This is a genomic window from Bacillus sp. AY2-1, assembly GCF_008368965.1.
GTDB lineage: Bacteria > Bacillota > Bacilli > Bacillales > Bacillaceae_G > Bacillus_A > Bacillus_A thuringiensis_S.
Window position 1 is genome coordinate 45,213 of record NZ_QPEL01000060.1, and the last position, 25,507, is coordinate 70,719.

Genomic DNA, 25,507 nt, shown 5'->3' on the forward strand with positions numbered 1-25,507 from the left:
TAAGCGTTTTTAAAATTATTCACCGTAAAAATAATGAGTTAAAAGAGCAAAATTACACGTCACTTACATTAATCACTGCCTGTTACTAAAAGGTCATCCCTTACTGTTATTAATAACTTTTGATCAGCAATAGCTTGTCCTTCTACTACTTCTAATGATTCAATATAACCACTGATCCCTATCTTAATTTCTACTTTCTGTTTATCTATTGTTTCAATTAACGCTAATTTCTCCCACTCGTATACGTAAGAACTTTCCGTAACAAATAACTTCTCTACTTTTCCATAACAAGGACTATACACACCTTCTATAACTGTCTTCACTTTATAAATTCCCCCTCTTATTAATTGACACCGCAACGTTGTATATCCTATAAAAATTCATATTCTCCCCTCTAGAGATTTCGAATATTATTTATGCAAAATACGTACCAAGTCTCTGATTCATATATTAAATGAGAGTTTCACACAAAAAAGCGTGCACAACCGCAAAATTTTTCTATCATTTGAGAAGTTTTAAAAGGAAAATAGCAAAAAAATTTTGCGGTTTTATAAGAATTTTAATAAAATTATAAAAAGTCAGTCTTCATAGGGTGAAATGAGGAGAAGATAATCTATGCGTACAGAAGACATTAATTTTAAACAGATCATTGAAATGAATATGCTATATGAAACTTTACTCAATGAACTCGATATCGGGATTCATATTATTAATGAGGAAAGTAAAACGATTGTCTATAACCGCAAAATGATGGAAATTGAATCAATGGATCGCTTAGATGTGCTATATAAAAGTCCTTTAGAGGTATTTGCATTTGAAGAAAATAAAAATAGTACTCTTATAGAGGCATTAAAATTTGGAAAAACAAAGAAAAATATAAAACAAACGTATTTTAACAATAAAGGACAAGAAATTACAACGATTAACGATACTTTCCCTATAATAGAAAATGGAAAAATTAAAGGTGCCATTGAAATATCAAAAGAGATCAGTCACTTAAAGCAAACAATAAGAATAGGCCCTTCTCGAAAACAAAGCACTAAATTTACCTTTGATCACATAATTGGTGATTCTGAAGCAATTCAATCCATTATTACAGAAGGAAAAAGAGTAATTCGTACATCTTCCTCCATACTTCTCGTAGGAGAAACAGGTACTGGTAAGGAACTATTTGCACAAAGCATCCATAATGAAAGTCAGCGTTCAACAAAACCTTTTATTTCACAAAACTGTGCCGCTATACCTGATACCTTAATGGAAAGCCTATTATTTGGTACAAATCGAGGTGCCTTTACAGGAGCAATAGATAAACCAGGTTTATTCGAAGAATCAAACGGAGGAACTTTGTTATTAGATGAAATCAATTCATTAAGCCCAATTCTTCAAGCTAAGTTGCTACGGGCTATACAAGAAAAAACAATAAGAAGAATCGGAGGTACACACGAAAAAGAAATTGATGTTCGTATTATAGCAACTATTAATGAAGATCCCTTCGAAGCCATCGCACATGATCGATTAAGAGAAGACTTATATTACCGATTAAGCGTCGTTACTTTATGTCTTCCGCCTTTACGGGAAAGAAAAGAAGATATTCCAGCTCTTGTTCAGCACTTTATTAAAAAATATAATACTCAATTCGTGCTCAACGTAACCGATGTAGATGTAAATGTAAGTGAATTTTTCTATGCATACGATTGGCCTGGAAACGTACGGGAATTGGAACATATAATTGAAGGTTCCATGAACTTGATAGAAGATGAAACCATCATTACAGCTTTTCATCTTCCTACTCGCTTTCGCGAACAAATAAAAAAAGAATTCAACATACAGCATACACTAACTAATCACAATACTGATGCACCTAAAACTTTAAAACACACAATAGAAAAAATGGAAAAAAACTACATCAATCAAATTCTTAAAGAGAATCACGGTAACATCTCACAAGCTGCAAAATTTTTAGGATTAAGTAGACAAAATTTACAATATCGAATTAAAAAACTGCATTTACACATATGAAATGAACATTTCTCCAAATGCAAAAAATAATTTGGTAAAATATGTTACAATGAACATATAACATGCTAGAAAGGGGCTATATATATGAGTAATGATAAAAAATTAAAGTTATTACAATACTTATACTTTTTCCCTGCCATGCTCTGTATGATGTTATTCATTAATTCCGATGTAAGCAGCTCTCCTTATGCAAAGCTATTAGGAACAATTTCGGGCTCCTTTGCAGCTATTATGCTTGCTGCTTTTTGGAATTTGAAGCTACATATAAAAAACGAGAAATCTTCGTAATACTAAAAAAATCGAGCTACTTAGCCCGATTTTTTTATTTGCCATTAAAACTCAACATTCTCTAAATACAACCCACTTGCCTCAGCAAGACAATTAATTTGATTGCGCTGCTTTTCTTCTAAAATGTTTGGAATTGCTTCAGCATCTAATTGTCCTAATCCAACTTCAATTAATGCCCCAACAATTTTTCTTACCATGTTATGAAGGAATCCGTTCCCACTTACTCTAATTTGTACAAATCCTGCCTCTTCCATCACATCAAGTGTATATACTTCTCGAACCATAGATTTTTTCTTTGATTTCGCATTTGAAAAAGCAGTAAAGTCATGTGAACCAACTAAATGTTTTGCAGCTGCTTTCATGCTTTTCACATTTAATTTTTTATTCACATGCATGCTGTATTTACGCATAAATGGATTTGTATGCTCTTCATTCCAAATTTTATACAGATATGTTTTTGCTTTAGAATTGTAACGAGCATGGAAACGATCATGTACTTCTTCCACATTCGTAATGCTAATATCATTAGGTAAATATTGATTTAAATATTTTTTCACTTTATGTTCCACTAACTTCTCATCACTTTGAAAGTTAGCAACTTGATTCAAAGCATGTACACCAGCGTCTGTTCTACTACAACCGATAATTTCAATTTCTTTTCCGATCATTTCAGATATGACACTTTCGATTTTTCCTTGAATCGTATTATCGTTATTACCAAGACGTTGCCATCCTTTAAAACGTGCACCATCGTACTGAATCGTTAATTTATAATTATTCATCGTATTCTCCTTGTCTTAATGGGCTAAAAATATAATCCCTCATACAGCTTTTCCATATGAGGGAACTATAACATATTGTTACTTCATTCTAAAAGGAATAAAGTAATCTATTTACTAATTACGATTCGTTCGAATCCAGGAATCTCCTAAGTATGTTCTAATTTTTAACCAACCAAATGATGTTGTAGATTCTTCAACTACAAATACAGTTTGTGGTGCAAAAGTACCGATTGCTCTACCGAAAGGTTGATCAAATGCCGTAAATACATTTGGGACATGGTAATAAGATCCTTGTGGTGCAATCCATTTTTCTCCAACCTCAACCTTAATTTTCTTCCAACCATTTTCTCCTTGTTGAAGTACTCTTACAGATTGGGCTGAGAATTTCACACCGTGATGCATGTACTTAGGTTCATTGTATGCATAAAAATCACGATTAATATGTTCCACGTGTGGATAACGAACAATCCACTTTGGCCCTAAATACGTGTTAATTAAAGACCAACCGTTTTCTTTTGTCTGCAAAATATTAACCGTTTGTGGAGCGAACCAAGCATCTGGATTTTTAGCTTCAGGGCTACTGTATGCTGCAAAATTCTGCTTCATTATTTGTGGCATTCCATTTACACTTGTCCACTTCTGCCCCAAATATGTATCAATCAAAATTTCACCTCTTAGTGTACCATCACGTGCAATAACAGTTTGAGGACCAAATACGTACTTCGCACTGTCCATATTAATCCAATCAAAAGCTTCAAAAGTTCGATTAATTTCTACTTTAGCGCCCTCTGGTGCGATAAATCCACCACTTATCTTCCACCATCCACTAGGATGTTGATTTGTAACATAAACCCTTTCTCCTGGCTGCAGTTCTTTTTTCACAGGCGAATTAAAACTACGACTTTCATATACTTTTAATGTTTTTGTTGTTTCATATGATTCCGCATGTGCAGAAGTTGCAAATAAAGAAACCATCCCAAAAACAAACAATGCCAACCATTTTTTCATAAATCTTCTCCCTTTCAGCTTATTTTCTATAGCAAAATTGCTATGTTACATCCATATTGTAATTTATTAATACAAAGTGGTCTATACAATCTGAATACTGTATATTTTTACAAATTCTTTTCAAATGCAGAAAATAATTTCATATACTTCATACAGAAAGTATGTATATTGATTACGTAACGTGATTTAGCTGCCAGCATAACAAAAAATGTTGATGTAGTTAACTACATCAACATTTTTAATCCTTCTTATTTCAACTTTAATCTAACTACATTTTCTACATGCGCAGTATGCGGGAACATATCAACTGGTTGCACATACTCCACTTCATAACTCTTCATTAATGCTTGTACATCACGTGCTAATGAAGAAGGATTACAAGACACGTACACAACTTGTTTCGGTTTCACCTTTAAAATCGTTTCCAGTAATTTATCATCGCAACCTGTACGTGGTGGATCGACAACAATTACATCTGGACGCCATCCTTCTTTTACCCATTTCGGTAACCATTGTTCAGCTTTACCTGCTTCATATTTCGTATTTGTAAATCCGTGACGCTTCGCATTTTTTCTTGCATCTGCAATCGCTTCTGGAATTACATCCATACCACGTACTTCCGCTGCATCGTTCGCAAGCCAAAGTCCGATTGTACCAACACCACAATACGCATCTACAATTTTCTCATCGCCTGTTAACGCAGCTGCTTTTTTCGCTTCATCATATAAAACAATTGTTTGTTCTGGATTCAACTGGAAGAATGCACGTGCTGATAATTCAAATGATAAATCGCCAAGTGTTTCTTGAATTACTTCTTTTCCAGCTAATTTAAATGTTTTATCTCCAAAAATAACAGATGTTTTACGCCAGTTTACATTTTGCATAATTGATTTAACCGCTGGCATCTGTTTTTGTACTTCTGCAACAAATTGTTCTTTATTTGGTAATTCTTCTTTTGTTGTAATAAGTGTAACTTGTACTTCCCCTGTTTGAACTGCAGTACGTGTTACAATTGTGCGTACTAAACCTTTTTGTTTTTTCTCATTGTAAATAGAAACATTTAATTTTTCTAAAATACGTCTTACAACTTTTGTCGCTTCATTCGTTGCTTTATGTTGAATCATACAGTGAGCAATATCAATTAACTGATGTGAGTTTTGTTTATATAGCCCTGTAATAACCTTTTCGTCTTTACGCCCCACTTGTAATTGACTCTTATTACGGTAATGCCATGGATTTTCCATGCCAAGCGTTGGACGAATTTTCTCTTCCATACTGTTTTTCATGTACTTCTCAAATGCTTGTACAACGATATCACGCTTTTGATTCAATTGTTCTTTATAATCTAAATGTTGCAGCTGACAACCGCCACACTCCTCATATACTGGACACGGTGCTTTCACACGATGCGGTGAAGCTTTACGAACTTTTTTCACTTTCGCTTCAGCGAAGCCACGCTGAATTTTCGTTGTTTCTGCAACAACTTCTTCTCCTGGTAATGCCCCTGGAATGAAAACAACTTGTCTCTTAAAATAACCAACGCCTTCTCCGTTAATCCCAAGACGTTTAATTGTCACAGGAAACGTTTGACCAACTTCCAACTTACTCTCATGTTGCTTTTGTATCATTATTACACCTCTACTCTATACTTTTCCATAAATATAACGCTGCATAACTGCAGTATGGTTCACACTCTTGTTTCACTTTTTCTAAAAATGCATCATCAGGTTTATCATCTAATTGAAATATACCTTGCACTGCACGCTGAATCCCAATGTCCGCTTTCGGAAACATATTTTTCCGTCCAATCCCAAACATTAAAAAGTTTTGCACTGTCCATGCACCAATTCCCCTAATTGGCAACAATTGTGCTGAAACTTCTTCTTCCGTCCCAGTTTCTATACTCGCTAAATTTAATGTACCACTGACAATACTTCGACCTAATCCTACTATATATTCAGCCTTTCGCTGACTAAACTTCTGCTCTCTCAATTCTTCTATTGAAATATTTGCTACTATTTCCGGAGTGGGGAAAAAGAATACACCGTTCTTCTCTGTTCCATACCGTTTCACAAATTGTTCTGTTAACACAGTAGCAAATTTCAAATTTATTTGTTGGTGAATGATACAGCGAAGAAGACAAGCAAAATAATCAAATTCTAAAATAATTGGAGTATAAGCATATGTTTCAAATAGTGGACGTAATGATGTGTTTAAAAAATGATTTTGTATATCTTGAAACGGTTCATTCCAATGAAAAATGGCCCTCATTCGTTTCATGACTTTCTCCGGATCTCCTGTCTGACTAGAAATCCAAAACTGTGGATTTTGAACAGTACCAATCCCTTGTAAGCGAACAACAACCTGTTCCTCTTCTATGCAAAGCGGGATATAAATGACTTTCTCATCTAATTGAATGACGTTAAGAGGATCAAAAGATAAACGTTTTAATACTTCTTCAAAATGATACGGATACTCTAACGTAACATGTTCGCTCCACATACGTTTCCCCATCCTTTTTACACATCATTATAGCATGAGAAAACCGTAAGCATACATGCTTACGGTTGATTGCTTTTTACTAAGTCATCTAGACTTTTAAAATGATACCCTTTCTCGCGCAAATCATCAATGATTTTCGCAAGTGCTTCTGCATTATCTTTTGATATTGCATGAAGTAATAAAATAGATCCTGGGTGAATCATCGTCATAACATTATTATGCGCATATTGCCATCCTCTTTGCTGATCCACTTTCCAATCCAAAAATGCAAGTGACCAAAATACATTATAGTAGCCCATTTCTTTCGTAAGAGCTAACGTTCTTTCACTAAATACGCCGCGCGGAGGACGTACATATTTCACTTCTTTTTGCCCAGTTACTTTTTTAATTTCTTCCGTTACACTCGTTAATTCTTCACGAAGCTTCTCATCATTTACCGCTGTAAAATCAGGATGACTCCAAGAATGATTTCCAATAATGTGTCCTTCATCCTTCATTCTTAACAATAAATCTTTTTGTGTTTTAATGTAATGCCCCGTTACAAAGAAAGTTGCTGGTACTTTTTTCTCTTTTAATACATCTAAAATTTTCCCTGTGTATCCATTCTCATATCCATTATCAAATGTTAAATAAATATCTTTTTTCTTCGTATCTCCTAAATAAAACCCGCCATTTTTTTGCAGTAAATCCGTATATAACTTTCCTGCATCTGGTACTGTTTCATTTTTAGGACGCGGGATTCCCCAGTTATGTGGAGTATTTGTATAAGCCAATGTTGAAACTGGAACAAGTGCCATCATAATTGAAAAAATGAGACCGATATATAACCATTTATATTTCATAAATAGTCTCCTTTCCATATATAATCGTACCTGTAGTTTCTGTTTCCTTACTTACTTTCATGCTGTGCATGTTTTTCTATATATACCAAAAAATGCATCTCGAAAGATTCGAGATGCATTTTTGTTTATTTAAATACCGGCTCTTTAAAGCTCGCTAATTTTTCAAGTGATGTTTTATCAACATCTGCATGTAAACTATTACCATGAGAGTCCATCGTTACAACTGCTTTAAAACCTTCAATGCGTAAATGCCACATTGCTTCTGGAATACCAAATTGTAAGAAATCAACATCTTCCACTTCTTTAATACATTCAGCATAATATTGCGCGGCACCGCCGATTGCGTTTAAGTACACGCCACCGTGTTCTTCTAAAGCCGCTAATGTTTTCGCACCCATACCGCCTTTTCCAATAACAGCGCGAATACCAAATTTCTTCATAATATCGCCTTGGTACGGTTCTTCACGAATACTTGTCGTTGGACCTGCCGCTTTAATTTGCCAATTGTCATTGTCATCTTTCACAACAACTGGACCACAGTGGTAAATAATTTGTCCGTTTAAATCTACTGGACAATCATTATCCATTAAATGCTTATGGATTGCGTCACGACCTGTATACATCATGCCATTAATTGTTACAACATCACCAACGCGAAGTCCACGAATTTGCTCTTCTGTAATTGGTGCTTGTAATACAATCTCACGTTGCTCTGTTTTTTCTTGTGCTTCATGCTGAAGTGTATCTTCACCTTCTTGATATAACCAATCCATAATTTCACCTGTTTCAGGATGGATTGTTACACCTAGGCGGCGATATGCCCAGCAATTATACGCCACAGATACGTAGAAGCTAGCTGGCAGGCGGTTATACACGCCAATTTTACAGCCCAGTAAAGTTGTTTCTCCACCAAATCCCATCGTACCAATGCCAAGCTTATTCGCATTTTCTAATACGTACTCTTCAAGTTGTTGTAACTCTGGTACTGGATTGACATCATCTAATGTACGGAATAATTGATTTTTTGCTAATTCATAACCTGATGTGCGGTCTCCCCCGATACCAACACCAATTACACCAGCACTACATCCTTGACCTTGTGCTTGGTATACTGCATGAAGAAGGCATTTACGAATTCCTTCTAAATCACGGCCAGCTCGTCCAAGTCCTTCTAGTTCACACGGTAAGCTATATTGAATATTTTTATTCTCACAGCCACCACCTTTTAGGATTAAACGTGCATCAATATAATCTTTTTCCCATTGTTCAAACTTAATAACCGGTGTACCTGGTCCTAAATTATTTCCACTATTGTCTCCAAAAAGAGAGTCAACAGAATTTGGACGAAGTTTACCATCTTTTGTCGCCCGCTCAAGCGCATTATAGATAGCTTCCTTCAACTTTAATTGATTCACACCAACTGGTGTATAAATTTTAAACGTTGGCATCCCTGTATCTTGGCAAATCGGTGAGATGTTATCATCAGCCATTTTAATATTATTTGTAATTGTGCCAAGTGCCATCGCAGAACGAGTCCCTGCATTTTCTCGCTCTTTCGCTTGTTGAATCGCACGACGAACATCTTTCGGTAAGTTCGTTGACGTTTCAACAATTAGTTGATACATGCTTTCTTGAAGCTTTTCCATTGTTACTTCCCCCTCAATTGTGAACGCTACCAAAACGTTATGAGCTGAAAATTCCATTGTTATGCTCTTTAGCTTTTTATTTGTTTCACGCTATTAAAGCATAAATGAAATTTTTCACAACTTGATTATACCTCTTTTTCTATCGTCCTTCTATTATCCGCACAGAAAAAGGCTACCAAATTGGAATTGGCAGCCTTTTTAATATATTATTCGTCTTTTTTAAATTGCTCACATTTTAATTCTAATTCATCTAACATTGCAAGAAGACGATCTACATCTTCTAATTCTACTTCTTCAGGTTCAATTGTATCAATTACTTCAATGAACATATTTAAACGCTCTTTTAAATATACTAATTGTGTATCTTTATCTTGAATTGCTTTTCCCATGAAGGCACTCTCCTTTTAATTCGAGTTGCTTTTATTATACCGCAAAAATGATTGCTATGGGCATGAAATTTCACCAATTTTGTCACAGTCATCCACTATAATGTAAGCCCTCTCTCTTTTCATGCTAAAAAGTTTCACTTTATAAAAAGCACATATTCTTCTATTATAGAGAATGGACAAATTGTTATTTCAATAGTCAAAGGAGTATTTCATATGACGATATCACAAAAAATGAAGCCGATTACTCCTTCTTACGATCCATGGGAAGCGTATATGGACCTTGAAGAGTACGGCAAACTACTATTAACAAATGTTGAATTTACAACGACGACGTTATGCAATATGCGCTGTGAGCATTGCGCTGTTGGTTACACGTTACAGCCGAAAGACCCAAATCCGCTTCCGATGGATCTTTTATTAAAACGATTAGATGAGATTCCTCATTTACGTTCTTTAAGTATTACTGGCGGAGAACCTATGCTTTCAAAAAAATCCGTCGACAACTATGTAACACCACTCTTAAAATACGCCCATGAACGAGGCGTTCGCACTCAAATCAACTCTAACTTAACTATAGATTTAGCACGTTACGAACAAATTATTCCTTATTTAGACGTGTTGCATATCTCTCATAACTGGGGAACAATTGATGACTTCGTTGAAGGCGGATTTGCAATGATGGAGCGTAAACCTACTTACGAACAACGTGCAAAATTATTCGAAAGAATGATTACAAATAGTAAGGCTCTATCAGATGCAGGTGTACTTGTATCTGCCGAAACAATGTTAAACAAAAGAACTCTACCACATATTGAACATATTCACCGCCAAATCGTCGAAGAGATGGGCTGTAAACGTCATGAAGTTCACCCAATGTATCCAAGTGACTTCGCGAGTAATCTAGAGATTTTAACAAAAGCTGAAATTCGTGATGCGATTGAGCATTTACTAGAAATTCGCGATGAAAATGTATGGATGTTATTTGGAACTTTACCTTTCTATGCTTGTAGCGATGACGAGCGAGACATTGCCACATTTAAAAAATTACAAGAGAGCAAAAATGTAACCGTTCGTAACGATCCAGATGGCCGTTCTCGTTTAAATGTAAATATTTTCGATGGAAATATTATTGTGACGGACTTTGGTGATGTTCCACTTCTAGGAAACATACAAACAAACACATTACAAGAAGCATATGACAAATGGAGTGCTTCAAAAACAGCAAAATCATTAAGCTGTCACTGTCCTGCAGTAAAATGTCTTGGACCAAATGTTCTTGTAAAAAACAGCTACTATCCGACAGAAGATTTCTTATCAAAAACAGCAAACATTACATTATAAAAAAACGTCAGCTTATAAGCTGACGTTTTTTTATGTTATTGCGAGTGGGAAGAAGAAATGAATTTAAAAAATAAATGATCATGAATTGGAATCGCCGCTCCAATTCCTTGAGAAGTAATATTTTTCACAACAAGTCTTTTTTGATTTCCCTTTAATACAAGATACACTTCTCCAAATGTTACTTTTCCCTTTTCATTTACTGCTGGTGTATAAGCGTATAAATATCCGAGTTGACTCGGACTAATATTATACACACGCTCATGTCCAGTACCATAACCAATAGTTGTTTTAAACGAAAGGGGCAATTGTACTTTTTCAAGCGCTTTGAGAAGCATCATTTTTTTCACATCTGCAGCATCTTTCATATCTGCTGTTAAATCGCCTTCAACCGTCTTTTGTGTTTCTTGCTTATAGCGAAGTGGATATAAACGGTCTCCTCCGCGATTATCATACACATTTCGATTCACTTGTTTATATTCCCAATTAATCGATGTGTCTACTGATTCATAATGTAAAGCCCATTGACCTAAATAAATTTTTGCCCGGTACCCTACTGCAAGCGGCGCATTTGAAATTGTCGTTTCATTAAACATCCGAATTAAGTCTGGATTTTCAATTTTAATATTAGCTGTTTTCAATAGTTCTTGAGCAAACTTACTTGGCTGTAAACGTGGCAAATCTTGCGCATCATTTGGAAATGTATTGTCTTTTGAAATATTTAAAACAGATGAAGGCATTTTTGTTCCTACTGTTGTCTTTGCAAAACTCATGTTAGGAAATAATAAAATAAACGAGACCATAGTTGAAAGACATATGCTGTATACTCGTTTCACCTGTCTGGCTCCTTCCTATGTAAAGGTATATATACTACTTTGTTTATTGTTTTCTCTGAGCACAATTGTTATGCCTATTTTTCATAATAAATAAAAACCAATTCCCATAATGACATACGCCGCTAGTAAAGTGCCGCCTTCAAACCAGTTTGTATCTCCATCATTTGAAATCGCAATCGTTAAGAAAACGGCTGTAATCATAGATACAAGTTCTGGTATGGTAAATACTAAAGGCATCCTCTGCGCGAAGAACATAGATAGCAATACTAGTACAGGAGCAACAAACATGGCGATTTGTAATGTAGAACCTATTGCAATTTCGACTGCAATATTTACTTTATTTTTATAAGCCATAATAATTGCAGATGCATGTTCCGCTGCATTTCCAACAATTGCAACGATAATAACCCCTATAAATAATTCTGACCAACCAAATGATTTTGCAACAGTTTCAAAAGTATGCACGAGCGCCTCTGATACATAAGCTACCGCCAGTGTTGCTATCGCTAAAATAAGGAGTGCCTTCCCTTTCGACCACTCTGGCTCTTCTTCATGCGCTACTTCGTCACTTTTATGTTGATATACACCACGGTGCGTAACTAACTTAAATAGTAATGCAGCAATGTACATGATAATCATAATAATAGAAACACCTATACTTAATTGATACGTCTTGCCAGCGTCCATCTTCATTGAAAAGATCTCTGGAATAACAAAGGCCACGACAACAGCAAATATTAATAAAGCTGAATTATGCCTTGCATCGTAAACGTTAAAGCTTTGCCTTTTATATTTAAGTCCACCTACAAAGAAGGATAGTCCTCCTACTAATAATAAATTTCCAAGTACAGAACCCGTTAAAGAAGCTAACACCACTTCAATTAACCCTGCTTGAAGTGCAAAAATTGAAATGATAAGTTCAACAGCATTACCGAAAGTAGCATTTAATAATCCGCCTATTCTAGGACCAGATACAATTGCTAAACTCTCTGTTGCTCTCCCCATAAAACCAGCTAACGCGATAATCGTAATACAATACACAGCGAACATAATTGTTTCTGGCCAATGAAGTGTTTTTCCAAGTACAGATAGTGGTACACCTATAAGTGCTACTATAAGAAATATTTTATTAAACATGCTTTTCACCCTTCCATCGTATGTATTTCTCCTCAATATTATTATTATTCTTCTCCTAACTTGTCCGATTTCATCACAATTACGTTTAAAAAATCGACTTGAAGAAAACAGTATGAAAGATATTTAAATTATCTTGTTTAAACAGAGAAAATATAAATTAGGAAAAGAGGTAAAGAATATGCACTTAAAAGAGAAAATTGCAACTATTATCCAAGGACAACGTACCGGTGTATTATCCACAGTACGTAACGAGAAACCGCATAGTGCCTTTATGATGTTTTTCCATGAAGATTTTGTACTATATGTTGCAACAGATCGACAATCAAAAAAGATAACAGATATTGAACAAAATCCTAATGTCCATGTACTACTCGGACGAGAAGGAAAAAAATTAGATGAAGATTATATTGAAGTTGAAGGATTAGCTTCAATCGAGGAAGACTCAACATTAAAAAACAAGTTTTGGAATAATAGCTTAAAACGTTGGTTACTCGGTCCTGAAGACCCTAATTACGTATTGATAAAAATCAATCCCGACACAATTTATTACATCGATGGTGCCGGTACGACGGAGCCTGAGTTTTTACGACTATAAAATAAAACAAGCCCCCTTTAGGTGGGCTTGTTTTGTCGAAAAGTTCTTTTGAAAAAAACAATAAAATAGGTGGAACTTTCTAAAGATTCTGTTATATAATAGCAGTAACTTAAATAAACTGTATTAAAACAGATTGAGAGGAGAAATAAAATTGATGAAGAGAGAAGAACGCAAAAATATGATTGAGTTTATTGAAAAGAAGAAAGGGATTGAGCGTGACGAATTACTGTTTATGACAGACGATGAAGTAGAGCATATTTATAATGTAACGTACTTTTTATATGAGGAAATTGCAGAGTAGCATAATAATCCCCACCTTATTAAAAATATAAGGTGGGGATTATTTCGTTATTTAGCCCACTATTTGCGGGCAGTAAAACTCCCACCTTAAAATTCAAGTGGAGCAAGAAGTTAAGTTGGAGTCATGCTTCCTATAAACCTTAATTACTTCAACTTTATACATGAGAATCATTTTCATGTATAATACTGTAAGATTGGAGGGATTTTACTATGAGTTCGTGGCTCTTATTTGCACTATTATCAGCAATTGCTGCTGCCCTTGTATCGATTTTTGGAAAGTTTGGTTTAGACGGAATCGATGCAAACGTTGCAACAACAATTCGATCTATTATTATGGCATTATTTATGATAGGCGTTATTATCATACAAGGTAAATTTCAAAATATCGGCGACGTACTGCTAAATAAAAAAGCACTGCTATTTATCACATTAAGTGGGATTGCAGGTGCTTCTTCATGGCTATTTTATTTTCTTGCCCTCAAAACAGGAAAGGTTTCACAAGTAGCTCCTGTCGATAAATTAAGCGTCGTATTTTCTATCATTCTCGCTATGATTATCCTCGGTGAAAAGTTAAACTTTATGACCGGTGTTGGTGTAGTCTTTATTACAGCTGGTGTATTATTTATTGCTTTCAGCTAAAAAAACCGCTATTAGCGGTTTTTCTTTTTCTTTATGTAAAACCATACAACACATGTAACAACTGCTGAAATTAATAAAATCCATATTCCATAATGATGTAAACTATACTCAACGAAGCGCCACTTCTCGCCTAACTTCCAGCCAAGCCCAATAAAAACACTTATCCAAATGAGCGCACCACCGTAAGCGTACAAACAAAAACGCCAAAGTGTCAAATTTGATACCCCAGCAAAATATGCCGTTAAATGACGTACTCCCGGTATAAAATAACCAATCATTAAAAGAAATGGCCCATATTTTTCAAATAAAATATGTGTTTTTTCAATGTGATGTTCTTTAATTCTAATTTTCGGCCCATATTTCTTTAAAACAGGGAGCCCAAGTTTTAAACCTAATATGTAGCTTAACGTAATCCCTAACATCGCACCAGCCATCCCACTTAAAAAAGCAGCAGTTCCTGACATAACTCCTTTTGAAACATTATAACCAATAAAGGTCAATAAAAACTCGTCTGGTATCGGTAATCCGACAATCCCACCAGCCAAAGCTATAACAATTCCAAAATAGCCATAATGCGCGATTAACTCGCCAATATGTTGTTCCATTCGGAAGACACATCCTATGCACGATCGTTATTCCACATTGTACCCTTTCTATCTTTAAGGCAAACATGGTATACATATTCACTATACATTGTTTTTATAATGAACTCTACTTCTATTCTTTCCTTTAACAGAGATAAAGTGAAACTTTAATCAGTGGGGCTTTTCTTCATCCTCTACTAATTATTAATCTACGCCAATCTTGCTTCTACAGACATCCCGACTCCCACATAACTCACTTACATTCACCAATTTTGAGAGTAGATTCTTACTGCCCGCAAATGACCCGATAAAAAATAAAAATTCATATGCGTGTTTTTTTGTTACAATAAAGGAAAGTTACTTTTCGCAACGGTTTAACTCTCAAGAAAAATGATATATCTAGCAAAAACATAGTTTGGTCTATATAATGCAACTTCTACCTATTAAAAGAACATGAACCCTTTTACATACAACATCATTTTTCTAAATTATACAGGGGGGAACGAACATGACCATTGAAAATCAATTTATTCAAAAAGTTTACTATAAAACATTTTTAACAGAAGAAACTTCTACTCCTGCATCGGAAGTACTCGGTGAAGCATATATAAATGAATCTAAAAATGAATTCTCCAACATTTCTAATATTCGATTTGCTCAAGGTGAATTTTATTATCAAAATAAAGATTTTGAAGCAGCTATATTTAAATGGGAAAAAGTAAATAATGCTCTTGCACTTTGGGCAACAAAAAATATTGCAGATGCTTATTTTGAACTAGGATTTTTACCAAAGGCAGAAGAAATTTATCAATCCATTCAAACAGAAGATACAACTCTTACGATGGAGGTTTCCTTACAACTTCTTTCTCTTTATATCGAACAAGATCGTTTAGGACTTGCTTTTAAGACGATTAGTGAAGCTGTTGCATTCCAACCGGATTACCCAAATATTACTGCAATTGCACGTTCTTTCTATGAAAAACAAGAAGATTGGAACAACGCTATCGAACTAGCTGTTCAAGAAGGTATTCGAACACAATCTTTACACTGGTTTGATACGTTAATAAATTACATAAATAAAGGATTTACAAAAAATATTAAGCCTGAATATTTCTATGAGTCTTTAAAAGCTCTATATGCTGTTGATCAAGCTCAATTTAAAGAACTTGTTATTGCTCTTTGGAATAGCTATCAACATGAATCCTTATACCTTCCTTGGATTCAAAGTATTAATCATTTATTCTTGCATATTGAAACAGACAATAATGACGATTGGAATGAAATTTCTACTCGCTATCAAGAAACATACTTTGCATTAATTACCGGAAATCATTTTATGCATGAATTAAACGGACTTGTACCAAATTTATTAACAAATTGGTTCAGTTTAACGAAAGCAAAAGATTCTCTAGTTGTCTCTGCAGCAGTGTTAGCATGGAATGAAGTCTCACCTACAACTTTAGAATCATTACTCGTAAAAAGTGCTGGATCCTTACTTTCTAATACATCTGCTGAAGCAGATGTAAATATGGAAACAGTTTCTCATTTATTCGAAACAATCGCTGTATGGGCTGAGAAAAATGATGTAGATTTAAGTCATCAATTTACGCTACTCGTCCATGAACTATGCGATTTAAATGTCACGCCACTACTAATAGCTGGAACTAGTGACCATGATAAAACATCATTTGTTAATTCAATATTAGGAGAGAACATCTTAAATGAAACTTTAACAACTCCTATTCTATTTAAAGACGCTAGTCAAACTGAAATAACAGAATTTACCGCGTTAGATATACGAAGTATCCCTAACCTTGATGAATTCCATCAAGTAACGGCTACATCTGCTCAGTCGGAACTTGAGAAAAGATGTATAGAAATTAAGCTACCAAGTAGGTTTTTAAGAAAAAATAAGTTTACATTTCTTATTACACCATCCATTCAAGGACAATTGGATAAAAACAATGCATACTTTGAATACTTACAAGCAGCAGATAGTCTTGTTTACGTATTAAATTCTTCTTCACCATTGCATAGTGAAGAAATTGATACGTTAATTTATTTACGTGAACAAGTATCAAACTTACAAATTCACTTCGTATTACACACAAATAATACGACTACTAATGAAAAACTAATTAGTAAACTTAAAGTGCATTTTCCAGATGCACAATTCTTCCCATACTCTCCTTCGCAAGAGAGTAGCCAGCAACTTGGAGATGTAACAGAATCTATTCTCTCTAATCTTGCAAAACGCGATATAGAAAAAGAACGTATAGAAAAGCTAATATGGTTTACGCAAAAGACGATTGCTTATCTCATAAACGAACGTGTGGAATTAGAAAATACATTAGTAAAATCCGTACGCTGGAATAAACACATCTCAGTGAAACTTACTGGATTTATTAATAACCTTACTGCTCTTGAAAAAGATAAAATTCGCTCTATTACCGAATCCTATCTTTTAACGAAAGAAGAAATTACACGAGATATACATTCTCAAATTCCTGAATTATTACAGAGCTGCTCTGATCTTGTTCAAGAAGATAGTGATTTCAAACTAGTTCATGAAGAATTAAATGCTGCAATGAATGAACGAGTTCAAAAGCATGTACAACAGGTACTTCTTCCTAAATTTACTGGGTCTATTCAAGAATGGATTGAAACAGCACATAATGAATTTATTCAAGCTCAAGCTTATTTAGATGAAATGAGTGAAACATTTAATAAATTATATAAAGAAGAACGTATGAAACTTCCTTGCGATTTCAAATTATTAGATGATTGGAATCGAGATGTTGTACGAATGACAAATCGAATTACAGTAACAAACATCAATATTTTATTACGCTTTACACCGACACAGTTTTTCTTAAAAAGTGCCGGAAAATTATTTGGTAATATGCAAAAAAACCAATCTATGCTCGCCAACAAATATAAACAATATATTGAAACAGAAGACTATACAGAAATTGCTCACACAATTTCAAAACAATTCTTCCTACAATTTGAAGTATTTGAAGGGGCATTAGAACGCGATATCATGATGTTCTTTAAAGATCCACTTAGCATATTGAAACAAAATGTGGATGCAGCTCAACTTGAGATACAGGAAGATGAACAAACATTAGCAACGCTAAGAAGCAATCCAGAAACATATCATGATCCTTTAGCGTTATTTAAACTACAATTGCTACAACATAAATTCGTTTTAAGTACTACAAAGAAACATGAAGATATCTTTGTATCTAACGAATCTCCTACTGTTTAACAGAAAAACCAAGCAAACTAAAATTTGCTTGGTTTTTTTACTTTATTATTTTCATATGTTCAAACGGATAATAAATGCCTGCTAACTTTCCTAACACATCTTCTCTATCAATAAAACCTAAACCATTTCTACTATCTTTACTTATTAGGCGATTATCTCCCATAACAAAAATCTTATTTTTAGGAATTGTAATCGGTCCAAAGTCCTCTGTTAAATTCATAAGTTTTTTTTCTGCTTGTTTTTTATTACTATCCAAATACTCTTCATCTTTCACTTCAGAATTTACATATAATTGATCATTTCTCATCTCAATAATATCTCCTGGCAATCCAATCACTCTTTTGACATAAAAATTATCTGTTTTCACAACAATAATGTCTTCTCTCCCATAGCTTTCAAATTGTTTTGCTAACTTATTAACAATCACCTTATCTCCATCTTGCAACGTCGGCCTCATGGATGCTCCTTTTACAGTCGTAGGGAAAAACACAAAAATTTTCGCCAAAAACACCAATAAACATGCAATTGCAATCGTTCCAAAAAATTCACGCCAACATTTTTTCCTTTGCATCATTTCACCATCTCATCATCTTTTTACTTTTATTATAAATAATACGACTGATATTTTTCTACAAAATTCTGAATTATTAAATTACAATATCAGAAATTTCAAAATAACAATACTGATCAAATTAAACAAGCAAAAAAGATACTCTCAAAATAGTCTATCCACTATTTTTGAGAGTATCTTTTTATAATCCCACATATACAATACACATTTGAGCAGCTACATATGTAAACCAAATCCAAAGTGGCTCATACTTCAATTTACGCCCTCCGATATCTGTCACGCCAATAATAAAATCAGAAATCACAAACAGTAAACCACCAAACGCTGGTATCCACCATATTCCTGTATTTTCATAATATAAGGCGAATGCAAAGCACGCCATTCCCCCAACCCACAATCCATAAATTAGAGCTCCTATCGTAAACAATTTATCCTGTTTATCATTTCGGATAAAGAAGAACCATCCTACAATTAGAAAGAGCCCATATACAAGTAAGCCAATCCAAAAACCATTCCATGAAATTCCTGTTTGCAAAAATGCTTTTACATAAAAACAATGAGCAAGGGCGAAAGTAACCATCCCACCAATTAATCGATGACCAATTGGAATCAACCCAGCCATAAACAAATCTCCCACAGTCGATAAAGTCATACCAAGTGCAACCCACGTACTATACTCTACAGATGGATCTTGTAACCATATCCAAATTGCACTACCTGTTAAAGAAAAACTAAGAATAAGACGGATTGCTAAAGGTAACGGCATATTAACTTTCGTTCTTTTTGTCTGCCCTATTGCATAAATTGCACCAATAAAAAAAAGAAGTATTTGCCCAATTAACACCACGTAAAGTAGATTCATAATATGTTCTCCTCAATAAATGCTTTTTGTATCTTTTTTCGTTACACTTAGTCTATTATCCTTTTTCTAAAAAAAAGAAGAACAGCACTGTTCTTCCATTGTAATCGCTTTTCTGCTCTCTATGCCACTTGTTTTTCTTGCTCTATTTTTTGCTTAGCTGGCGTCCGATTTACCACAATAATTCCCGCGGCTACACATGCTAAACCAAGTAGCACAAATGAATGAATTGCTTCACCTAAAATCATGCTCGATAATAACACACCAAATACGGGTATAAAGAACATATACATAGATACTTTTCCAACCTTGTTGTATTTCATAATTGTATTCCAAATGCAAAAACCAGCTGCAGATAAGAAAGATAAATAAATCAGCATAAGTAGTGCGTGTAGACTAAATGTAAATGGCATTACTCCAACTTGTAAAGCCCCTATACATAATAATCCTATAGAACCAAAAATCATTTGGTATGCTGTCATATAGCCAACATCTAATGTTTTACTACCTTCTTTTGCTAATATGTTTCCATATGAATACAGCATTGCTGCACTAAGAAGTAATAAGCTTCCGATTCCAAAATGAAATGATAAGCTACCATCACTCGGCACATTTACTAAAATGACGCCACAAAAACCAATCGATACCCCAATTAATTTTCTCATATTGAGAGCATCATCTTTATATACAAAATGGGCGAGTAAAATTTGAAAGAATGATGATGTCCCTGAAATGATAGCTCCTTCAATCCCCGAACTATAACTCATTCCAATATAAAAACAGATATATTGAAGAAACGTTTGGAATAAACCAATTTGTATTAACTGTTTCCCCGTTCCTTTTTTGAAGCTCATATTTTTCCCTAACACTTTAAAAAAGAATAAAAGCATTACCCCAGATAACAAGAAACGATAACCAGCAAATAATATTTGCTCTCCAACTTCTTGTGGTTGAATTCCAAGTTCAACATAACTTAATTTAATAAAAGGAAATGCGCTTCCCCATAAAAAAGTTGCTACTATTGCAGCAATAAATACGCCAATCGGATGGGTAAAAAATTTCTCTGTCTTCACTTGTTGTCTTCCTTTCCGATCTTTTATGAACAATATTCATATATACCAGAGGAATTGCGAAAACACAAGTTTTCCGTTTATACTTGAAACAAAACCGTACCATCTCATAAAAACATATGATATACTATAGAATAATTACAACATAATAACGATTAAAAACAGATTCAACAGAAATGCTGCTATCCATTATGGATGGCAGCTTTCGTCGTTTTATAGGGGTTTCGATTTTGATTATTTTTCTCAATAAGAATTCGGAAGGAGCGAGTAGTAATGAACTCAGAAGTAAAAACGTTACAGGCAAAAGAAGCAATTTCCCATCCCTCTTTATGGGACACATTAAAAAAACATTATGAACTTGTATTTGCATTGGCATCTGGTATTTTTATTTTAGCTGGCTGGCTATTCACAAAGAACGATGCAATGAATGTAGGTATTACTTGCTATATCCTTGCTTATATAGTTGGTGGATATGCAAAAGCGAAAGAAGGAATTGAAGATACGATTGAAGAAAAAGAGCTAAATGTTGAAATGCTAATGCTCTTTGCAGCTATCGGTGCTGCAATTATTGGCTACTGGGCAGAAGGGGCTATTTTAATCTTCATCTTTGCACTCAGCGGTGCTATGGAATCTTATACGTTAAGTAAGAGCCAAAAAGAAATTTCCGCTCTTCTTGACTTACAACCTGAAGAAGCATTACGTATTTCCACAGGAACTGAGGAACGTGTTCCTGTTGGAGAGTTACAAATTAACGACATTATTTTAATTAAACCAGGTGAACGTGTTCCTGCTGACGGTACGATTCATAACGGTGAAACAAATATCGATGAGGCAGCAATCACAGGAGAACCTATTCCAAATGAGAAAAGACATGGCGATGAAGTATTTGCCGGTACTGTAAATTTACGTGGTGCTATCGAAGTTAAAATTACGAAGCCGAGCGATCAAACATTATTCCAAAAGATTATCCGTCTCGTCCAAAGTGCACAAAGTGAAAAATCACCATCACAACTATTCATCGAAAAGTTTGAAGGAACATACGTAAAAGGTGTACTACTCGTTGTTGCGCTTATGATGTTCGTTCCTCATTTCTTACTTGACTGGAGCTGGAATGAAACGTTTTATCGCGCTATGATCTTACTTGTAGTCGCATCTCCTTGTGCACTCGTAGCTGCCATTACACCAGCTACGTTATCAGCCATTTCTAACGGAGCGAGAAACGGTATTCTCTTTAAAGGCGGTATACATTTAGAACGCCTTGCTTCTGTGAAAGCAATCGCGTTTGATAAAACAGGAACATTAACAGAAGGTAAACCTACCGTAACAGATGTATATGTTCGAGAAAATATAACAGAAAAAGAAGTACTTTCTATTACAGCATCAATTGAAAGTCACTCTACACATCCTTTAGCTGAATCCATTGTTAAATATGCACAACATGCGTACGACATTATATTAAAAAAACCAGAAAAGGTTGAAGATGTAACTGGTTTTGGTCTAAAAGGAAGATTGGAAAACAGCGCTTATAAAATAGGTAAAGCTGATTTTATCGGTGAAGAAACAAAGACATTTCATAATGGTATTTCTGCCTCACTTGAAAAAGAAGGTAAAACTGTCGTTTATATTAGTGATGAGGGAGGCATTCTTGGACTTATCGCTTTAAAAGATACGCTTCGCCAAGAAACAATAGCTGCTATTCGTGATTTACAAAGCATTGGTGTCGAAGCAATTATGATTACTGGAGATAATGAAGAAACGGCAAAAGCAATTGCCTCTGAAAGTAATATAAAGGAATATTACGCATCATGCTTACCAGAAACAAAAGTTGAAACGATTAAAAAGTTAAAAGAAAAATACGGTACAGTAGCAATGGTCGGAGACGGTATAAATGATGCACCAGCACTAGCTACTGCTAGCATTGGTGTAGCAATGGGAGAAGGAACAGACGTAGCTTTAGAAACTGCGGATGTTGTACTGATGAAGAACGAATTATCTCGACTTTCTCAAGCGATCCGTCTATCAAAACGAATGAACCGTATTGTGAAGCAAAACGTAATCTTTTCGCTAGCTGTAATTGCACTACTAATTTGTTCGAATTTTTTACAATTTTTAGCTCTTCCATTCGGTGTTATTGGCCATGAAGGAAGTACGATTCTTGTCATTTTGAATGGCTTACGATTATTAAAAGGAAACAAATAAAACGGGTCCCTCATAAAGGACCCGCTTTTTTTTAATGGTAGCTATTATGCCCATTCGCACTGCTACTCGTTTTATGCTTTGGATGCGAACTGCTTTTTTGTTTATTGTTATTTTTATTATTATGGTTCTTTTTATTATTACTCATGAAATATCCCCCCTGTTCCCTATTATTATGGAACAAGAGCTCACTTTTCATTACGGGAATTATTGTCACCCGTTCTATAATGATGGAGTAAACCATTAATTTCACCGCCAAGTAAAATTACCCATCCAGTTAAATAAAACCATAACATTAAAATAATGATACCACCGAGACCACCATATGTATTGGCGTAATTTGCAAACTTATCTACATAATAAGCAAATGAGTACGATACCACAATCCATCCTACAGTAGCAAATAACGCCCCTGAAATAACTTCTCTTCTTTTTAATTTTCGATCTGGTGCAAATGTATATAAAAAACTAAACAATGCAAATAACACGAAGAAACTCGCTACTAATCGTGTAATGCTCCATACGAAAGAGAAACTATCTGATAAACCGAGTGCTTTAAACACTGCTGCTCCAATAACTTGTCCGAATACTGGGACAATTAACGCAAAGACAATCATAAAAATGATAGCTAATGTAAACACAATTGATAACGCTCTTGTTGTAATAAAAGAACGTGTTTCCTTCACATCATAAGCGCGGTTAAAAGCATTCATAACCGCATTAACACCATTTGAGGCAAACCATAACATAGATAATAAACCAAACGATAATAAACCACCATTTTGCTGGTTTACAACTTTATCTACATTTACCTCAATTAAGTTCATTGCATCATCTGGTACATAAACCTCTAATAAACTAAGCACATCCTCTGTTTGAATGGGGATAAATCCAAGAAGCGTAATTAAGAAAACGAGCCCAGGAAAAATTGCAAGCAAGAAGAAATAAGCGAGCTGTGCTGCCAAGCCCGCTACATCATCACGCATCGTCCGGTCATATAAATCTTTACCAAACGAATAAGTACGATTTCTTCTCACCTTTTCTAAAATTTTTCTCATATATGTTTAAACGCTTTTCTTCTCTTCTTTATCTTGCTTTAACTCAATGTACGCTTCAGTTTTTTTTTCCACTGCATTTGAGTCTTTTATAAATAATTCACGCGCTTCTTTCATACCACCATCTTCAGCAACTACTGGCTCTTCTTCTGCTTTCAGCTCATCTACCTTTGGAGATACAGCTTGAATTTCAATCGTTTCTGGCTTTTCTTCTGGCTCAACTTTTTTCTTACTAAAAATTTCTTTCGTTTCTTTTAACGTCTCTACAACAGATGGCGTTAATTTTTTAATTTCTGCTACTTTCGCTTTTACCACATTGAAATCAGCAAGTTCGCGTCCTTTATCTGTAACAGTTTGCACTTTTTCTTTGATTTTTGCATTTTCACCAATTTCAATCATCTTTGTTTTTGCTTTTTCTGCTGTATTTTTTACTTTTTCACGGTTTTCTTTCTTTAACATGGATACAGCTACACCTGCCGCTACACCAATCGCAATGTTTCGAGCAATATTATTTTTCTTTGCCATATTCCTTCACCCTTTCATTTCTTATGTTAGAAAGTATTTCTTTCTAAGCTTCCTCATATTCCTTGTTCATTTCGAATGAAAGCTAATAGCTTTGCACACCCTTCTGTTACAAGGTCATATACTTCTTGGAAATTCCCTGTATAGTAAGGGTCAGGAACGTCTGTCCAGCCACCGTCTGGAACAAAGTCGGACAGTCTACCAATATAGCCTCCAGTTTTACCTAAACTTTTTAAATCTGCTATATTCTTGTTGTCCATGGCAATAATATAATCAAACTTTGTTAAGTCTTCTTTTTCTACTTGCCTAGCTTTAATTCCTTCAAAAGTGACTGCATTTTCTTTTAAAATTTTTTGTGTTCCTTTATGTGGCGGATGGCCAACATGCCAATCTCCAGTTCCTGCAGAATCAATGACAATTTTCTCTTCGAGTCCCTCTTTTACGACAAGATCTCGAAAAATCGCTTCTGCCATTGGAGAACGGCAAATGTTCCCAAGACAAACAAACAATACTTGAACCATGTTTTTGTTTCTTCCCTTCTTGGTGCATTTCTTAATATATACTTATAGTATAAACAACCAATTATTAAATATAAAGGAAATCCCTACTAATTTAATAGGATTGAAAAGATTCATTAACGAAAATGATAAAAAATGTTAAGATAGCCTTATGTTATTTTAAAGGGGGACACTTCGGTGGATTTATCCGTAAAGTCAGAAGAAAACGTTGAATATATGGTCGAAGCTATTAAAGAAAAATTACGTATGGTTAATGCTGGAGCGATGAGAGCTGCTAGTTTTAACGAAGAAATGTACGAAGATTTACGTGACATTTATGATCATGTTATGAAACGTGAAACTTTCAGCATTAGTGAAATGCAAGCTATTACAGAAGAATTAGGTACATTAATTAAAAAGTAAAAAAGCCTCTCTTATATGAGGCTCTTTTTTATTTCCAACAAATTCATGACAACTCTTCTCTTTCCCTCAACCAACTGTAAAATATTGTACAATAGAAGTAGAACCTCATCTTAGATTTTTTCTCCATACATACTACTC

General features: G+C 34.6%; 26 protein-coding genes. 9 read left to right on the forward strand and 17 right to left on the reverse strand.

Annotated features, from left to right (window positions below):
• Window positions 1–68: 68 nt before the first annotated feature.
• Entirely contained in the window at window positions 69–323 is a 255-nt protein-coding gene (locus DN403_RS14985) for a biotin/lipoyl attachment domain-containing protein (protein WP_000859489.1), read from the reverse strand.
• Window positions 324–615: 292 nt separating this feature from the next.
• Between DN403_RS14985 and DN403_RS14990 the strand changes: the two genes are divergently transcribed.
• Entirely contained in the window at window positions 616–2,019 is a 1,404-nt protein-coding gene (locus tag DN403_RS14990) for a sigma-54 interaction domain-containing protein (protein ID WP_149185558.1), read from the forward strand.
• A gap of 84 nt (window positions 2,020–2,103) precedes the next feature.
• Window positions 2,104–2,307, forward strand: coding sequence for a hypothetical protein (locus DN403_RS14995; RefSeq protein WP_000063865.1), 204 nt, complete (start codon window positions 2,104–2,106; stop codon window positions 2,305–2,307).
• A 44-nt stretch (window positions 2,308–2,351) separates the two neighbouring features.
• On the opposite strand, the gene truA is transcribed toward DN403_RS14995, so the two are convergent.
• From truA to DN403_RS15035, 7 genes are all read right to left on the reverse strand, one after another.
• Window positions 2,352–3,089 carry a tRNA pseudouridine(38-40) synthase TruA gene (gene truA / locus DN403_RS15000; RefSeq protein WP_001067298.1) on the reverse strand — a complete coding sequence of 246 codons (738 nt, stop codon included), beginning with the start codon at window positions 3,087–3,089 and terminating at the stop codon, window positions 2,352–2,354.
• Window positions 3,090–3,203: 114 nt separating this feature from the next.
• Complete coding sequence (locus DN403_RS15005; RefSeq protein WP_000758929.1) at window positions 3,204–4,097, reverse strand: hypothetical protein; 894 nt, start codon at window positions 4,095–4,097, stop codon at window positions 3,204–3,206.
• A gap of 248 nt (window positions 4,098–4,345) precedes the next feature.
• Entirely contained in the window at window positions 4,346–5,725 is a 1,380-nt protein-coding gene (rlmD, locus tag DN403_RS15015) for a 23S rRNA (uracil(1939)-C(5))-methyltransferase RlmD (RefSeq protein WP_000615212.1), read from the reverse strand.
• A gap of 10 nt (window positions 5,726–5,735) precedes the next feature.
• Complete coding sequence (locus DN403_RS15020) at window positions 5,736–6,599, reverse strand: DNA-3-methyladenine glycosylase family protein (RefSeq protein WP_000269427.1); 864 nt, start codon at window positions 6,597–6,599, stop codon at window positions 5,736–5,738.
• 59 nt (window positions 6,600–6,658) lie between these two features.
• Window positions 6,659–7,441 carry a delta-lactam-biosynthetic de-N-acetylase gene (gene pdaA, locus DN403_RS15025; RefSeq protein ID WP_000875970.1) on the reverse strand — a complete coding sequence of 261 codons (783 nt, stop codon included), beginning with the start codon at window positions 7,439–7,441 and terminating at the stop codon, window positions 6,659–6,661.
• Between the two features lie 125 nt (window positions 7,442–7,566).
• The gene (gene fumA, locus DN403_RS15030) at window positions 7,567–9,087 is read right to left on the reverse strand and encodes a class I fumarate hydratase (RefSeq protein WP_000413529.1); all 1,521 of its coding nucleotides are present in this window, start codon (window positions 9,085–9,087) and stop codon (window positions 7,567–7,569) included.
• A gap of 206 nt (window positions 9,088–9,293) precedes the next feature.
• Complete coding sequence (locus DN403_RS15035; RefSeq protein WP_000513558.1) at window positions 9,294–9,476, reverse strand: SE1561 family protein; 183 nt, start codon at window positions 9,474–9,476, stop codon at window positions 9,294–9,296.
• A 213-nt stretch (window positions 9,477–9,689) separates the two neighbouring features.
• Here DN403_RS15035 and yfkAB point away from each other — a divergent pair, with 213 nt between their 5' ends.
• Window positions 9,690–10,817 (forward strand): radical SAM/CxCxxxxC motif protein YfkAB, encoded by a 1,128-nt coding sequence (gene yfkAB / locus DN403_RS15040; RefSeq protein ID WP_000156022.1) that lies wholly within the window; start codon window positions 9,690–9,692, stop codon window positions 10,815–10,817.
• A gap of 35 nt (window positions 10,818–10,852) precedes the next feature.
• Here yfkAB and DN403_RS15045 read toward each other — a convergent pair whose 3' ends face one another.
• Window positions 10,853–11,650, reverse strand: a complete 798-nt coding sequence (locus DN403_RS15045; RefSeq protein WP_002083605.1) for a YfkD famly protein — start codon at window positions 11,648–11,650, stop codon at window positions 10,853–10,855.
• An 81-nt stretch (window positions 11,651–11,731) separates the two neighbouring features.
• Window positions 11,732–12,787, reverse strand: coding sequence for a calcium/proton exchanger (gene cax, locus DN403_RS15050; RefSeq protein WP_000482131.1), 1,056 nt, complete (start codon window positions 12,785–12,787; stop codon window positions 11,732–11,734).
• Window positions 12,788–12,965: 178 nt separating this feature from the next.
• On the opposite strand from cax, the gene DN403_RS15055 reads away from it, so the two are divergent.
• From DN403_RS15055 to DN403_RS15065, 3 genes are all read left to right on the forward strand, one after another.
• The gene (locus DN403_RS15055) at window positions 12,966–13,382 is read left to right on the forward strand and encodes a pyridoxamine 5'-phosphate oxidase family protein (RefSeq protein WP_000550220.1); all 417 of its coding nucleotides are present in this window, start codon (window positions 12,966–12,968) and stop codon (window positions 13,380–13,382) included.
• 154 nt (window positions 13,383–13,536) lie between these two features.
• Complete coding sequence (locus DN403_RS15060; protein WP_000817786.1) at window positions 13,537–13,683, forward strand: BH0509 family protein; 147 nt, start codon at window positions 13,537–13,539, stop codon at window positions 13,681–13,683.
• 209 nt (window positions 13,684–13,892) lie between these two features.
• Complete coding sequence (locus DN403_RS15065; RefSeq protein WP_000100295.1) at window positions 13,893–14,321, forward strand: EamA family transporter; 429 nt, start codon at window positions 13,893–13,895, stop codon at window positions 14,319–14,321.
• An 11-nt stretch (window positions 14,322–14,332) separates the two neighbouring features.
• Here DN403_RS15065 and DN403_RS15070 read toward each other — a convergent pair whose 3' ends face one another.
• Complete coding sequence (locus DN403_RS15070) at window positions 14,333–14,926, reverse strand: DedA family protein (protein ID WP_000434870.1); 594 nt, start codon at window positions 14,924–14,926, stop codon at window positions 14,333–14,335.
• Window positions 14,927–15,413: 487 nt separating this feature from the next.
• Here DN403_RS15070 and DN403_RS15075 point away from each other — a divergent pair, with 487 nt between their 5' ends.
• Window positions 15,414–18,176 (forward strand): tetratricopeptide repeat protein, encoded by a 2,763-nt coding sequence (locus DN403_RS15075; RefSeq protein ID WP_000151406.1) that lies wholly within the window; start codon window positions 15,414–15,416, stop codon window positions 18,174–18,176.
• A gap of 37 nt (window positions 18,177–18,213) precedes the next feature.
• Here the strand turns inward: DN403_RS15075 and lepB are convergent, their stop codons facing one another.
• The 3 genes from lepB to DN403_RS15090 form a co-directional block, all read right to left on the reverse strand.
• On the reverse strand, window positions 18,214–18,750 hold the full coding sequence (gene lepB / locus DN403_RS15080) for a signal peptidase I (protein ID WP_000983696.1): 537 nt from the start codon (window positions 18,748–18,750) through the stop codon (window positions 18,214–18,216).
• A 178-nt stretch (window positions 18,751–18,928) separates the two neighbouring features.
• Window positions 18,929–19,609 carry a lysoplasmalogenase gene (locus tag DN403_RS15085; RefSeq protein ID WP_001051075.1) on the reverse strand — a complete coding sequence of 227 codons (681 nt, stop codon included), beginning with the start codon at window positions 19,607–19,609 and terminating at the stop codon, window positions 18,929–18,931.
• Window positions 19,610–19,728: 119 nt separating this feature from the next.
• Window positions 19,729–20,679 carry a DMT family transporter gene (locus DN403_RS15090; protein ID WP_000845710.1) on the reverse strand — a complete coding sequence of 317 codons (951 nt, stop codon included), beginning with the start codon at window positions 20,677–20,679 and terminating at the stop codon, window positions 19,729–19,731.
• Between the two features lie 270 nt (window positions 20,680–20,949).
• Here DN403_RS15090 and DN403_RS15095 point away from each other — a divergent pair, with 270 nt between their 5' ends.
• Window positions 20,950–22,875 (forward strand): heavy metal translocating P-type ATPase, encoded by a 1,926-nt coding sequence (locus DN403_RS15095; protein ID WP_001083767.1) that lies wholly within the window; start codon window positions 20,950–20,952, stop codon window positions 22,873–22,875.
• Between the two features lie 185 nt (window positions 22,876–23,060).
• Here DN403_RS15095 and DN403_RS15100 read toward each other — a convergent pair whose 3' ends face one another.
• Genes DN403_RS15100 through DN403_RS15110 form a run of 3 tightly spaced genes read right to left on the reverse strand, consistent with a single transcriptional unit; the run spans window position 23,061 to window position 24,970 of the window.
• The gene (locus tag DN403_RS15100) at window positions 23,061–23,930 is read right to left on the reverse strand and encodes a YihY/virulence factor BrkB family protein (RefSeq protein ID WP_001226537.1); all 870 of its coding nucleotides are present in this window, start codon (window positions 23,928–23,930) and stop codon (window positions 23,061–23,063) included.
• Between the two features lie 6 nt (window positions 23,931–23,936).
• Window positions 23,937–24,452, reverse strand: a complete 516-nt coding sequence (locus DN403_RS15105) for a DUF4075 domain-containing protein (protein WP_001085387.1) — start codon at window positions 24,450–24,452, stop codon at window positions 23,937–23,939.
• A 53-nt stretch (window positions 24,453–24,505) separates the two neighbouring features.
• Window positions 24,506–24,970: a low molecular weight protein-tyrosine-phosphatase gene (locus DN403_RS15110; protein ID WP_000250910.1), complete on the reverse strand. Its 465-nt coding sequence runs from the start codon at window positions 24,968–24,970 to the stop codon at window positions 24,506–24,508.
• A gap of 174 nt (window positions 24,971–25,144) precedes the next feature.
• On the opposite strand from DN403_RS15110, the gene DN403_RS15115 reads away from it, so the two are divergent.
• Entirely contained in the window at window positions 25,145–25,369 is a 225-nt protein-coding gene (locus DN403_RS15115) for a DUF1128 domain-containing protein (protein WP_000366196.1), read from the forward strand.
• The last annotated feature ends 138 nt before the right edge of the window (window positions 25,370–25,507 follow it).